Genomic DNA, 12,794 nt, shown 5'->3' with positions numbered 1-12,794 from the left:
GGGGACGGCAGTGGAAGCGGCAGGACTCGGGAACGGGAACACGAGCGGGAGCACGGACATGCTCAAAGAATGGCGACAGCGTAGGGCTCTGCGGCGGGTCGAGCCCGGAGACGGGCGGGAACTGAAGCGTTTCCGCTGGTGGCAGCAGCTTTCCCGGGCCCTGTTCTACCTGCGGACGGCGGACGCCACCGGTCGTTGGACGGTCTACGCCGTGAACGTCAGGCACGGCCAGAACCAGGGCTCAGGGAACGTCAAGGCGGAGTTGTACGTCGACGGCAGGCAGCACGCGGTGTGCAGGCTCCCCGCCGTCTTCCCCGTCGAGGACGGCACCGTCGAGGTGTCGATGAGCGGCTTCGGCCTGAAGCGCTGTCACTACGTCACTGACGAGGGGTACGAGCACCAGCTCACTCCCGACCCCGCCTCCGCCGAGGGGCGCCGCGCGAACCTCGCGCGGCGGCACCCGACGCTGAGTCGCGTCATCGGGTGCTTCTCGGCGGTGGCACTCGCCACCGCGCTGGTCCTGCTCGTCTCGCAGATGGCGGAGAAGCTGACCGAGCCCCGCGAGATCGCCCAGCACATCGGGACGTTCACCGCACCCGTGCATCTGTCGGTGTGGATGAACATCGCCGTCGTGCTCGTCACCCTGGCGGCCAGCACCGAACGCGCCCTGCGCCTCCGCTACAGTCGCCTCCTCGACGGCGGCGCGGGCTGACCCGCCGGTTTCGCCACCACCGGTTCGAAGAAGGGCCGGCACCCCTCGCCCGCCACCGTCATGCGGATGCTCCGCGACCACGACAAGCAGGCGACCACGGCAGCGAACGCGCGATGAGTAGCGAGTCGCGAAAGCTACGAGGGGATACTTGTTCCCTGTGTCGGACCCGGACTTCGGGGCCCTGTTCGGCCTCCGAGGTCGCCTCGGTGATCGAGGGCGTGCTGCGGCACCGCACCGACATGGACGCCGACCGGCCCTACACCGACACTCACGGCGCCTTCATCGTCGGCTTCGGCTTCGCGTACACGCTCGACTTCAAGTTGATGCCCCGGCTGAAGAACATCGGCTCGGCGAAGCTGTACCGGCCGGCGGCCGGGGAGGACGAGAACTGGCCGAACCTGGTCCCGGTGCTCTCCCACCAAGACGGTCGACGGGACCTGATCGCCCAGTAGTACGAACAGGTCCGGCGGACTCACCAGCCACTGACCCCAGCGCCGCGAACCCCGAAGAACCCCGGCCGAAGTCCTCGGTGTCTCCTGAGTCGGTCGGCGCCGGCGTCAGGTAGCCCCTGCGGCCGCTGCAGCAGTGGCCTTCGCAGCCTCAACAGCGGCAGCGACGAAGGAGGCGACCAGCGGGCGGTGGTCATCCTGCGCCCATACGAGGACGAGTTCGCTGTCGGGGGCGTCGGTCACGGGCCGGTAGACGAGGTCGGGGTGCATGGGCCGGGCCAGCGAGCGAGGCAAGATCGCGATGGTGCGTCCCAGACCGAAGTGCAGTTCCTCGGCCATGGCGACGAAGTACTCCAGCTCGCCGGTCTCCGGCTCGGGCCATGCCGCAAGACTACCGCCCGATCGATTCCCAGCAGGCATGGAACGAGAACGGATGGATCTTGGACGCGGGCAGAAAAGTGGCTGTTCGCTGGGGGCATGATGCACCACACGATGATCGTGGCGTTCGACAATCCGATTCCCGCGAGTGAGCTGGACCAGTACCTCAAGGAGTGGAGTCGAGTCTGTCGTCGATGTCCGGGATCCAGAAGCAGATCTCCAACGTCTTCAGGCGGTCCCAGTGCCGCACGCGGCGCCCATGTCTGATCGCGGCAATCAGGCTTACGAGGAGCAGTGCCGCACAGCCCCCTGCCGGCAAACGAGCGGTTCCCAGGACGAGTTCGAGCACCGCGACGGCGAGCGCGAACACCAGGGCGAGGGCCGAGTTCCGCAGCAGCAACGCGACACCTTGCAGCCGGGTGATCTCGCCCGCTGCCTCTTTGTCGTGGAGTTCCGCCGCAGCCAACAGCAGAGACGTATCAGCGCGCACGAAGGCTCGCTCCCGGGACTCGGGCACTCTGGCAACGAATTCACGCCGAGCGTGATCGATGCTCCAGTTCCAACGCGGCGCCACCTTGTCCAGGAGGGCACTCAGAGGGTAGGCAAGCTGCCCCAGCAGGTAACTGGCAACAGCGGCTCCGACCACCTGCAGCACTGACGGTGCCGAGGCCAGACTTGCGAGATCGATGAGGTTCAGGCGGGCGAGCACGTAAATGATCAAAGAAAGATGAAGTGCTCCAGGTATCCCATAGGTGAACAGATCGAAGATGCCCACAGCTAAGGTCACGATGCCCCCTGACTCGCCGAGGTCCTGACTCTAGTGAGCCTTCGAAGGGCCGGGCAGACTCGCCCCGTCACCCGACGCCCAGATCTCCTTGCAGGCCGGCGGGATCAGCCCGTCCGAGGCGGGATGGCGGGGTCCGGCCGCCCCGTCGGCAAGATCGCGGACACTACGGCTGGACGGGTGGACTACCAGAGCTCGCGCCCGTACCAGGTGCCTGGCTCACCGCCGAGGTCGGCAGGGCCGGCCGGGCCGACGGGGACGAACCCGGCCTTGGTCAGCACCTTCTGGGACGCGGCGTTCTCGTGGGCGGTGGCCGCGCGCAGTGTGCGCAGCCCGTGCCGCGAGGCCGCCAGTCGGCACAGCTCCTCAACGGTCGCGGTCGCCACGCCGCAGCCGGCGACATGTTGCGCGACCCGGTAGCCGAGTTCCGCGGTGCGCTCCTCGATGTCGTACAGGTTGAACCTGCCCAGTACCGAGCCGTCCTCGGCGACGAGCACGTAGAAGGCGCAGATGCCGGCTCCCTGCTCAGCCAGCAGGGCGTTGAAGCGGTCGGTGAACCGATCGAAGTACTTGTCGCCGCGGTCGGGAACCGAGGCGGCGAAGTAGGTGCGGTTCGCCAGCTCGAAGTCCAGGACAGCAGGGGCGTGGCCGGTATGCAGCTGTTTCAGCTCGGGCATCGCACGACTGTACTCGGATGGTGCGCCGAGGCCACTGAGATTCCGGCAGCGGCAGCCGTCCTCAAGTCCGGATCAGGCCCACTTGACGATCTCCGGGTGGCGTATCGAGAGCGCGTAACATGACCACGATCCGGGCTTCTTGAGGCGTGTCCACGCACACGCGGGTCGTTGGCGGTGCGCGCCCCGAAGACGCGGTGTCCTTCGGGGCGCGCGGCAGGGTTCAGGGTTCGGGTTCAGGCGTTGTAGCCGCCGTGGGCGTCCAGCACCGCGCCCGTGACGTACGACGCGGCGGGGCTCGCCAGGAAGGCGATCGCCGCGGCGATCTCGTCGGGGTGCCCCATGCGTTGCAGGGACAGCGAGCTGAGCAGGGCCTTGAGAGTGTCGGGGTCCGGCGGTTGCATGTCGCTGTCCATCAGCCCGGCTTCCACGACGTTGGCCGTGATGTCGCGGGGCCCGAGGTCCCGTGCGACCCCCATGGTGTACCTCTCGATGCCTGACTTGGTCGCCGAGTAGTCGGCAACGCCCGGGACGCCGACCCGGGAGCCCAGCCCGGAACTCACCGTGATGATGCGGCCGCCCGTGCGCAGCACTCGGGAGGCGGCCCGGATGACGGCGATCACGCCGAGGTAGTTGGTGGCGTGCATCCGGTCCAGTGCGGCGGTGTCGACGTCCGGGTCGTCCACCGTGCGGCCCTGCTCCACCGAGATCGCCGCGTTGTTGACGAGGATGTCCAGGCCGCCGAAGTGCGCGACCACGTCGTCGATCAGCGCCGGCGCCCGGCTCGTGTCCGCCTGGTCGGACTTGAAGGCGACGGCCTTGGCTCCCTTGCCGTGCACCTCGTCGACGACGGCCTGCGCCTGCTTCTCGGAGCTGATGTAGGTGAAGGCGACGTCGGCGCCCTGCTCGGCCAGCAGCCGTACGGTCGCGGCTCCCAGTCCGCGCGATCCCCCGGTGACCAGGGCGACCTTGCCCGTGAGTGGCTTGCTCATTCTTCTCACCTCGTTGATTGGCCCTTTCCGGCAGTCGCAACGTTAATTGTTACGACAGTATGTTGCAACCTTCACTGTTACGACTGCCGTATCATGAAGCGTTGTGGTCGAGAGGAGGAGCCCATGAGCGCCAACAGCAGGCTGACCATCGCCGCCCACGCGCTGGCCTGGATCGGCCTCTATCAGCGCCAGGGCCATGAGGTCGCCACCTCCGAGCAGATCGCGACCAGCGCGAACACCAACCCCGTGGTGATCAGACGGTTGCTCGGCGAACTGCGCAGGGCCGGGCTCGTGGAGTCCCGGCGGGGCGTGGGCGCGGGCTGGTCGCTGGCACGCGAGCTGGAGTCGATGACCCTGCTCGACGTGTACGAGGCAGTGGAACCCGGCCCGCTGTTCGCAATGCACCGCACCACCCCGGACCAGGGATGCGTGGTGGGTCACGGCATCCAGCCGGCAATGCAGAGCATCTACGAGGGCATCGAGGAGACCGTGAGACACGAGCTGGCCCGCGTCACGCTCGCGAACGTACTCCGGGACGTACTCGCGGCACCTCGCTAGCCTCTCCGTCACGCCCTGACATCACCAAGATCCCCATCTGAGCCCAGGCCGGCGAACAGCCTGGCAACCAGTCACGCCGAAGACCGTTGCAGTATCAGACCGTGTCCGAAGAGCTTGTAACTTGATCTTGTTACAGTGCCCTGGTCCGGCGTGACCGATGTGACGATTCCGCCGTTCGGGAGGATGTGAGCGCCCGGCATGGATCGTGGACGACGACTAGGGCGTGTTTTAGGTAGCGGGTGAGTCTTGGGCGGAGAGTTCTACGGCCAGTTCCATACAGCGCAGGCGGGCTGGGGAGAAGTCGTAGGGCATCTTGCCGATGGCTTCGAACACGCTCATGGAGTCAGTCTCCCGCCCGCCGGAGCTGAGATCGGCCTCGTCCTCGCCCTCATGGGCGGGAGCAGGGTGCAAAGCGTCCCAGGCGTCGAAGAGGGCATCGTCGTCCTTTTCCAGACCGGACTTCTCGATGGCGGCGTGCAGGGCGCTTTCGAAGGCGTGCCGTTCGGCGGCCACCTGGGCCACGCGCGGATCATCGACGGCGACGCTGTCATCGAGTGCCTCCTCGGCGTCATCGATGCGGTCGGAGTCCTCCCGCAGAGCGGGGTGCGTGGCCAGGACGACGAAGCGGGTGGCCTGGACGGCCGCGCCGAGCGGGCCGAAGATCCGCTCAGTGACCAGCAGGCTGTCCAGGTCCGCCTGACGCAGGGAGCCCTCGGGCAGGCTCTTGAGGCGTTCGGTGACGAAGTCGGAGAGCAGACCCATCCGGCTGCCTTCGGTGCGCATCCGCTGCACGGCGGTCCGCTGCCGCCGCACTTCTGCTTCCTGCTCGGCGAGGGTTTCCTCCAACCGCTCCAGGATGCCCGCGATACCGTCTCCGCTGTCCGCACCGACGGAAGCCGTGCCGGTGGTAAAGGCGTCACGGATGTCGTCCAGGGCGATCCCGGCGTCGGTCATCCTGCGAATCCACAGCAGCCGGATCATGTCTTCGTAGCCGTAGCGGCGACGGTCATCGCCGCCCCGCTCAGGCTCGGGGAGCAGGCCGATCTCGTGGTAATGACGGATCGCCCGTGGCGTGGTGCCGGCGAAGGCCGCCGCGTCACCGATCTTGACCTGGCGAGGTGGCATGAAGGACGAATGCATGAGCAGGGATCTTTCCTCAAGGGATCGGGACGCAAGTCCACCGGACCACATGCCGCTACGGAAGGTGCAACCCCATACGCACCGCCCCGCGCCAACGCCAGGAAATGCGCCCTTCCTCCGTAATGAGCGCAGGGCCGTCCTTTCCTGCTGGGGCATCCGCACGACGGCAGGATGAGGGTTCACAGCCACTGATGAATCGCCGCGACCTGAACCGTCGCCTCGCACCCGCAGCGGGCGGCTTCTCGGCCGGCCGACACCAGGCCGGGGCACCCCGATCGCGTTCAGGACCGGCTCGAACTGAGGACTGTCACCGCGCTGCCCGGCGGTGATCAGCAGCGACAACGGCTTCTGTCTCTGCTCGCACGCCAGATGAAATTCGTGGTGAACCCGCCTCGCGACCTGCCCGGTCCATGGTCTTCAGGTTCGGCGCTCACTCCGCCCGGCGGTGCCTTCTGCACAGCACCGCGCCGGCGGGCACCGGCAGCATGCTGGTGTGCCCGGCGGGAACTCCGGTCCGAACCCGCCACCGCACACCGCGCCCTGGTCGACGGCATCCCGCCCGTGGCCGGGCGGCGCGGGCGCCCGCGCCGCCGCCCCGACTCGCTCCTCGGTGACGAGGGCTACGACTCCCAGCCCCAACCGCCGAGAGCTGCGCAAGCGGCGGATCTTGCCGGTCATTCCCCGCAAGGGCACCTGAACATCGAGGGCTTGGGCAAGCTCCGCTACGTCGTCGAGCAGACCTTCGCCCTGCTCCACCAGTTCAAACGCGTTGCCGTCCGTTGGGAACACCGAACCGAACCCCACGATGCCTTCGTCTCGTTGGCCTGCCGCCTCATCTGCTGAAGACGCCTCAAGAAAGCCCGCCAGGTGATCGCGCTACGAGCTCGTAGAGGGGGTGGCCCCTGCGGCGGCGGGGCCAACTGGGTGAGTATTAGCGGGATTTGGCGCAATGCGGTGACGGATGCCTCGCTTGCGGAGTATTCGGTGCAGGTTCTCGCAGTATTCACGGATACTGTCCGCCGCCCCGAGAACTACCTGACCTGTATCGGCAGAGCTCCCTCGTTAAAAGGCGCCTCAAATTCGTCCGCTACCAGCTGCCGGGACAGGATCGCCATGTACTCTTCAATCGGCCGAGCGCGCCAAAGAAACGGCGTCTCAGGACTGAACGGGAGGTAGGGGACATGAAGGTCAAGAAATGGCTTGGTGTCGTGGCCGCGGCAGTGGCGATGACGGGCATGGCGTCCGCACCGGCATCTGCCGACGACGCGGTCACCGGCGGCAATGTGGAAATGGTGCTTTTCGGAAGCGGCTACCACGTCGACTCGGTCACGATCCACGGGGTGCCGGAGCCCCAAGGCCCTGCCCAGTACGAGTTCATATACTACGCCACCACCTCCCCGACCAAGACATACACAATGATTTGCGGCGGCAGTGGCACGGGGAACAGCTGCAGCCACAAATTCAACATCGACGCCACTTACGCGGGTGGAGTCGGAATCCGAAGCTGCGGGTCGATCAAGCGTGTCGATAACCAGCAGAGCCTCGGAACTGCCTGCAAGAATTGGTGAGGTGAAAAGGCCCGCCAGGCGGGGCCGGGCTGACTCCGGCCTGCCTGGCTGCGGCCTCCGACTCTGCGGCGCCGGCCCCGCGGCGTCCGACGGCCGGGCGACACCTCGCCGCGTCGAAGCTCCTGGTAGCAGATGCCCAGCAGGACCCACCGCGCCCTGCCGCTCCTGGAGGCGACCGTGCCGGGCCGCACCGCGACCACCTGTACCCCACGCGGCGCACCGTCCCACCGGCTTTCCCCGTTGCGGGCTCGCTGCGGACCTTCCGGACCCCGGGGCAGCGAGCAGCGTGGCGGTCGGGCGAAAGCCGTCTACACCAGTGGGGGTCGGCCGGCGCGGGTGAGGCGGGCGACCGTGCGCCAGGACATCGGCTGTCGTGGGCCGTGTCCTCCGCGCAGGCCCTCGGCGAAGCCGGCCGCGGTGACGCGGAGCGCCGTGGGGTCGCGAAGGCGCCAGGCGGTGACGAGAGCCCATGCGGCGAGGTGGAGCGGGATGAGCGGAAGGGGCAGGTTGCGGCGGGTGAGCCAGACACGGTTGCGGGCGTTGAGCCGGTAGTAGGTGTCGTGTCGGGCGGGGTCCGTGGCGGGGTGATGGACGATGATCTCCGGCAGGTAGCGGCCGGTATGGCCGTCGTCCCAAAGCCGCCAGGCCAGATCGATGCCTTCGTGGAAGAGGAAGTAGTGGCCGGGCCAGCCTCCGACCGCGTCGAACGCGGCGCGTCGCACCATGACGACGCCTTCCGCCATGACGGTCACGGTGCCGGGGCGGGCCGGGTCTGTGGCACGTAGGCGGGGGACCCAGCGGCGCAGTGTCGTGCCGTCAGGTGCCGCGATGCGGGGCTGTACGTAGGCCGAGCCGGGATCATGGGTCAGCGCCCCCGCGAGGCGGGCGAGGGCATCCGTGGTCGGCAGGACGGCGTCGTTGTCGAAGAAGAACAGAAACTCTCCGTCGACGTGACGGGCTCCGATGTTGCGTCCTTCGGGGATACCGACGTTCTCGCCCAGGGTGACGGTGCGCACCCCGTCAGGAACGTGGTCGGGTTCGCAACCGTTTCCGACGACCACCACGTCGAGGTCGATGCCTTCCTGGGCGAGGAGCGAGGACATCGCCTCGCTGAACTCGCCGGTGCGGTCGTTCATCGTCAGTACCACGGCGCCGACCGTGGGGCGCGAGGCGTCAGCGCTCACGTGAAGTCCTTTTGGTGCGCGCGGGTATGTGGCCCGCTGTCGTCGCGTCATCTCGCGGGTGCCCCACCTTAGCCCGGCGTTCAGCCCCCCGCCCGCTTCGCTGAGCGCGGTCGGGGGCGTGTCGTTGTGGGCGACTGGCCGGCTCGGTCGAGCCGCAGCTCAGCAGCTGCGGCTCCCGGCGCTTCTGTGGCGACCGTGGGTACCGAAGCCCCCTGTTGGCTCTCCGCTTTCCCCGGGGATGAACCTCACCCGATCCTCGCGCCTGGCAGCTGGGCGCCGTACTTCTCCGAGTGTGCGCGGGGTGATGGGACGAGGGACGTGGAAGCAGTCGGCCACAGCATGAGTGCTGGGCCCGACTGGTGAGTTTGCGCCGCGACACCCTCGGTCTCAGCCGCGGAGCAGCCGCTTGGGCCGGTACGGTTCCAGGACCGGTGCCGCCTGCCCGGTGCGGAGTTCGGTCGCCACCAGCTCGGCCAGCCCGGCGGCCAGGGTGACGCCGCTGTGGGTGACCATCGCATAGAGGGCGCCAGGAGTGCCGGTGCCGGGTACGGGCCCGACGACGGGGCGCCCGTCCAACGGCAGCGGCCGGACGCACACCTTACGTTCGAGCACCCGGGCCCCGGCCAGGCTCGGCACGAGCTCGCGGGCCCGCGCCAGCAGGATGCCCGCCCAGCGGTCGAGTTCCTCGGCGGGGGTGTGCAGGTCGACACGCACATCGCCCGCCTCCAGGTGCACGGTCGCGCCGTCCCCCTCGTCGTGCGGGCGCAGATGGACGAGAGGGGTGTGCACCACGCGCGTCAGCGGCGTCCCCACCGGCCCCACCCGTACGACGAGTCCGGGCGCCGCCGACCCGGCCGCCGACGGGTCCACGATCGGTAGCGACTTCCCGGCGAGGGCGGTCACCTCGGGTGTCCACCGGCCCGCACAGCACACCACGGCGTCCGCCCGGAGCGTGTTCCCGTCAGCGGTGCGTACCAGCCAACTGCCGCCCTCGGCATGCGAGGTGGGGTGTCGGTCGGTCGCGGGGGCGGTGCCCGCGTCCGCGCGTTCCAGGCCGACGACGTGGCCGGCGCTGCCGGTGCGGATCTCGGCACCGGCGTTCCGCAGCTGTTCCCCGAGGGTGGAGACGAGTCGTTCGGTGAGCACATAGCCCTCATCGGGGAACCAGGCGACCTGAGGCACGTTCGCGGGCAGCCGCAGGGCCGGTTCGAGGGCGGAGATCCGTTGCGCGGAGACGAGTTCGGCGGGGTATCCCCATTGCTGGAGCCGCTGTACCCGCTCGACGAGCCGACCGCCCTCCACGGAGTCGTCCGGGTCGGTGGGAGCCGGGTCCGCCCAGCGCATGTTGCCCACCGGGCGATACCACTGCGCGCCGTCGGCCTCCTCGGCCAGCCGCGCCCAGGCGTCCAGCGAGGCGGTGCGCAGTTCGTGGTAACCGCGGTCGGGCACCCCGTTGGAGTTGAGCCAGGCCAGGCTCCAGCGCGAGGTGCCGCGTCCGGGCTGCGCGCGGTCCAGCAGGGTGACGGTGGGAGCGGATACGCCGGGTGTCGGGCCGTCCGCCGTTCCGAAGGGCGCGGTGTGCTGCGCGGGCCGGCGGGCGAGCCGGTGCGCGAGGGTGGTGCCGAGCACGCCGGCGCCGATGACGGCGATGTGGGTGGGGCGGTTCATGCGCTTCCTCCTCGGCCGACGGGCCGGCGGGGCGACGGCCCATCGGCTGCTCGCCGGCTGCTCCGGAACAGCCGTCACCGTAACCGATGCTCAGCGGGACGGCGGTGGGGCGACGGAGTCCCGCGAGACGAACGTGGTGTCCAGCACGATGTGTTCGGGGTGGGCCTGTGACCGGCCCTCGATACGGGCGACGAGAGCACGCACCGCGCGGGCGCCCAGTTCCTGGACCGGCTGTGCCACGACGGAGACGCGCGGGCGGATGACGCTCGTCCAGTCGGCGTCGTCGAAGGTGATGAGGGAGACGTCGTCCGGCACTCGCAGCCCCGCTTCCTGGACGGCGGAGAGGGCGCCGAGGGCGATCAGGCTGTCGGTGGTGAACAGCGCGGTCGGCGGCTGGGGGAGCCGGAGCAGTTCGGTCGTCAGCGCAGCGGGATCCTGCCCGTGGACGCCGACCCGTACGTAGGTGTCGGGGTCCTTGAGACCGGCAGCGTGCAGGGCGGCACGGAAGCCTTCGGCGCGCTCGACGCCCGTGGAGACCTGCGCGGGCGGCTCCGCACGGCGCCGTTCCGTGCCGTGCCCGCGCTGCGGACCCTCCCCGCCGTCCGCACGCCCGGCCGCCCGGTGCCTGTCGGCTTCCCCGTGCTGCCCCTGCTGTGTGGCACGGTCCTCGCCGCTTCCGCCCAGCGTCACCATGCCGATCCGCCGGTGTCCCGCCTCCAGCAGCCGGCGTACGGCGTCCTCGGCGGCTCCGCGGTTGTCGACGGTGACCGTGTCCGTGTCCAGCGACGGCACCTCGCGGTCCAGCAGCACGAGCGGGCAGCGGGCCTCCCGCAGGGCGATCAGGTGCGCGGTGCTGGAGGAGGAGGCCGGCGCGATGATGATGCCGTCGACGTGCTTGTCGCGGAGCATCTTCACGGCGGAGCGCTCCTGGGTGAGGTCCTCGTCGGTGTTGGCCAGCAGCACCTGGTAGCCGGCGGCGCGTGCGGCGTCCGCGATGCCGCGGGTGGCGCCGGCGAAGAAGGGGTTCTGTATGTCGGCGACCACCACGCCCAACGTGTGGGTGCGGCCGGTGATCATGCTGCGGGCGAGTTGGTTGGGGCGGTAGCCGAGGCTCGCGGCTGCGGCGTGTACCCGCTCCCGCGCGTCCGGGCTCACGGAGCCGTAGTCGGCGAGCGCCCGGGAGGCGGTGGATCGGGAGACTCCGGCCTCGCGGGCCACGTCGGGGATGGTCGCGGGGCGCTGGCTTCGGTGACTGGTCATGGCGGCAACAGATTATCCGCCGCAGCAGTATTGACGCTGTCGGATCGGCGGTGGGAAGGTTCTCAGCACCGCGGGTGAGAACGTTCCCAAAGCCGTTCCCGGATGCTCTTGGGAACGTTCCCAACCTCGTGCTTCCCGCCGCTCGTCCACCCTCGTCAGATGTGGAGAAGAACCGCGTGACCATCGCAACTCTGCCGCTCAAGCCCATCAACCCGGACTTCAAGGAGACCGTCTCCTTCGCGCTGGGGCAGCGCGAGGCCGCCCGCACCTTCGTCGAGGGCATCACCGGCTCCGACGCCGGGCTGCGCAACGTCTTCCTGGTCGGCTGCGGCGGCTCGCTGGTCGCCTCGTACGCCGTGCACCACATGCTGGAGACCCGCGCACCGTTCCCGGTCTTCCACATGAACAGCGCCGAGTTCCAGTTCCGCAAGCCCGCGCTGCTCGGTGAGGGCTCGCTCGTCGTCGTCGCCTCGCACACCGGTACGACCAAGGAGACCGTCGCAGCCGCCGAGTTCGCCAGGGCCGCCGGGGCCACGGTCGCCGCAGTGACCCGGCTCCCGGACAGCCCCCTCGCCAAGGCCGCGCACACAGCCTTCACCTACGGCAGTGAGGACACCGTCGCCGCCCCCAAGCACGTGCTGTTCGCACAGCTCGGCCACGCGCTGCTGGAGCAGACCGGGGTGCCCGGTGACTACGCGCAGTTGCGCGCCGCCTATGAGGCGCTGCCCGAGGCGCTGCACAGGGCGCAGCTCGAGTCCGAGGAACTGTGCCACTCCATCGCTGCTGCGCTGGCCGACGAAGACGTGACCTATGTGCTGTCCGCCGGCCCCAACTATGGGGCGGGCTACGGCTTCACCATGTGCTACCTGATGGAGATGCAGTGGAAGCACGGCGGCAGCTACAACGCCGGTGAGTTCTTCCACGGGGCCTTCGAGGTGGTCACCGAGGATCAGCCGGTGCTGCTGATGCTCGGTGAGGACGGCACGCGGCCGATGGCCGAGCGGGCGAAGACCTTCCTCGACAAATACACGCGCAAGGCCCACTACATCGACACCCGGTCGCTCTCGCTGCCCGGTGTCCCGGAGGAGTTGCGCGGCGAGATCAGCCCGATCGCACTCAACACGCTCGCCAGCCGCCTCGCCCACCACTACGAGGCGGTGCGCGGCCACGACCTGGACAAGCGCCGCTACATGTTCCAGGTCGATTACTGAGCACGCTGAGCGCATAGGCAGCGGCCCGGAGTGGGCGCCCACTGGGAGGGCGCCCGCCCACCCCGGAAAGACGCCTCCCCGAAAGGGCGCCGGTGCGAAGCCCCCGGTGCGGGGCGCGGTGAAGAGCCCCGGCGCCCTGCCGCGCCCGACCCGCCCTGCCCTCGCCCCGCCCCCCGGCCACCGGCCTCCGGGCGCCCTCCCACCCATCCCCAGCAC

The 12,794-nt window shown here is 69.2% G+C and carries 13 protein-coding genes and 1 pseudogene; 5 read left to right on the top strand and 9 right to left on the bottom strand.

The features are described 5' to 3' along the window. Window positions 1–58 precede the first annotated feature (58 nt). Together KBY19_RS22570 and KBY19_RS37300 are read left to right on the top strand one after the other, a co-directional pair. Entirely contained in the window at window positions 59–712 is a 654-nt protein-coding gene (locus tag KBY19_RS22570; protein ID WP_210966566.1) for a hypothetical protein, read from the top strand. A gap of 113 nt (window positions 713–825) precedes the next feature. Continuing rightward, the gene (locus KBY19_RS37300; protein WP_107488716.1) at window positions 826–1,164 is read left to right on the top strand and encodes a Tn3 family transposase; all 339 of its coding nucleotides are present in this window, start codon (window positions 826–828) and stop codon (window positions 1,162–1,164) included. Between the two features lie 105 nt (window positions 1,165–1,269). Here the strand turns inward: KBY19_RS37300 and KBY19_RS22560 are convergent, their stop codons facing one another. The 4 genes from KBY19_RS22560 to KBY19_RS22545 all read right to left on the bottom strand — a co-directional run bounded on the left by KBY19_RS22560 (window position 1,270) and on the right by KBY19_RS22545 (window position 3,989). Further along, on the bottom strand, window positions 1,270–1,581 hold the full coding sequence (locus KBY19_RS22560) for a hypothetical protein (RefSeq protein WP_307843585.1): 312 nt from the start codon (window positions 1,579–1,581) through the stop codon (window positions 1,270–1,272). 124 nt (window positions 1,582–1,705) lie between these two features. Beyond that, window positions 1,706–2,326: a hypothetical protein gene (locus tag KBY19_RS22555; protein ID WP_099885585.1), complete on the bottom strand. Its 621-nt coding sequence runs from the start codon at window positions 2,324–2,326 to the stop codon at window positions 1,706–1,708. A gap of 182 nt (window positions 2,327–2,508) precedes the next feature. Next, window positions 2,509–3,000 carry a GNAT family N-acetyltransferase gene (locus KBY19_RS22550; protein WP_210966565.1) on the bottom strand — a complete coding sequence of 164 codons (492 nt, stop codon included), beginning with the start codon at window positions 2,998–3,000 and terminating at the stop codon, window positions 2,509–2,511. A gap of 233 nt (window positions 3,001–3,233) precedes the next feature. Next, window positions 3,234–3,989: an SDR family NAD(P)-dependent oxidoreductase gene (locus KBY19_RS22545; RefSeq protein ID WP_210966564.1), complete on the bottom strand. Its 756-nt coding sequence runs from the start codon at window positions 3,987–3,989 to the stop codon at window positions 3,234–3,236. Between the two features lie 123 nt (window positions 3,990–4,112). On the opposite strand from KBY19_RS22545, the gene KBY19_RS22540 reads away from it, so the two are divergent. Further along, on the top strand, window positions 4,113–4,547 hold the full coding sequence (locus KBY19_RS22540) for an Rrf2 family transcriptional regulator (protein WP_121785998.1): 435 nt from the start codon (window positions 4,113–4,115) through the stop codon (window positions 4,545–4,547). 228 nt (window positions 4,548–4,775) lie between these two features. Here the strand turns inward: KBY19_RS22540 and KBY19_RS22535 are convergent, their stop codons facing one another. Next, on the bottom strand, window positions 4,776–5,687 hold the full coding sequence (locus KBY19_RS22535; protein WP_099886955.1) for a MerR family transcriptional regulator: 912 nt from the start codon (window positions 5,685–5,687) through the stop codon (window positions 4,776–4,778). Between the two features lie 231 nt (window positions 5,688–5,918). Further along, window positions 5,919–6,187 (bottom strand): annotated as a pseudogene (locus tag KBY19_RS36735) (IS5/IS1182 family transposase); the annotation flags it as partial. A gap of 681 nt (window positions 6,188–6,868) precedes the next feature. Here KBY19_RS36735 and KBY19_RS22530 point away from each other — a divergent pair. Then, a complete protein-coding gene (locus KBY19_RS22530) occupies window positions 6,869–7,255 on the top strand; it encodes a hypothetical protein (RefSeq protein ID WP_099885590.1) in 387 nt (128 codons plus the stop codon). A gap of 308 nt (window positions 7,256–7,563) precedes the next feature. On the opposite strand, the gene KBY19_RS22525 is transcribed toward KBY19_RS22530, so the two are convergent. From KBY19_RS22525 to KBY19_RS22515, 3 genes are all read right to left on the bottom strand, one after another. Further along, window positions 7,564–8,439 (bottom strand): glycosyltransferase family 2 protein, encoded by an 876-nt coding sequence (locus KBY19_RS22525; protein ID WP_099885591.1) that lies wholly within the window; start codon window positions 8,437–8,439, stop codon window positions 7,564–7,566. Window positions 8,440–8,826: 387 nt separating this feature from the next. Beyond that, on the bottom strand, window positions 8,827–10,107 hold the full coding sequence (locus tag KBY19_RS22520) for an FAD-binding oxidoreductase (protein WP_210966563.1): 1,281 nt from the start codon (window positions 10,105–10,107) through the stop codon (window positions 8,827–8,829). 90 nt (window positions 10,108–10,197) lie between these two features. Further along, window positions 10,198–11,367: a LacI family DNA-binding transcriptional regulator gene (locus KBY19_RS22515; RefSeq protein WP_210966562.1), complete on the bottom strand. Its 1,170-nt coding sequence runs from the start codon at window positions 11,365–11,367 to the stop codon at window positions 10,198–10,200. Window positions 11,368–11,543: 176 nt separating this feature from the next. Between KBY19_RS22515 and KBY19_RS22510 the strand changes: the two genes are divergently transcribed. Next, window positions 11,544–12,578, top strand: coding sequence for an SIS domain-containing protein (locus KBY19_RS22510; RefSeq protein ID WP_210966561.1), 1,035 nt, complete (start codon window positions 11,544–11,546; stop codon window positions 12,576–12,578). Window positions 12,579–12,794 lie beyond the last annotated feature (216 nt).

Source organism: Streptomyces sp. B15 (genome assembly GCF_018070605.1).
GTDB lineage: Bacteria > Actinomycetota > Actinomycetes > Streptomycetales > Streptomycetaceae > Streptomyces > Streptomyces smyrnaeus.
Note: the sequence above shows the minus strand (reverse complement) of the source record. Positions and strands in the feature narration are given on the sequence as shown.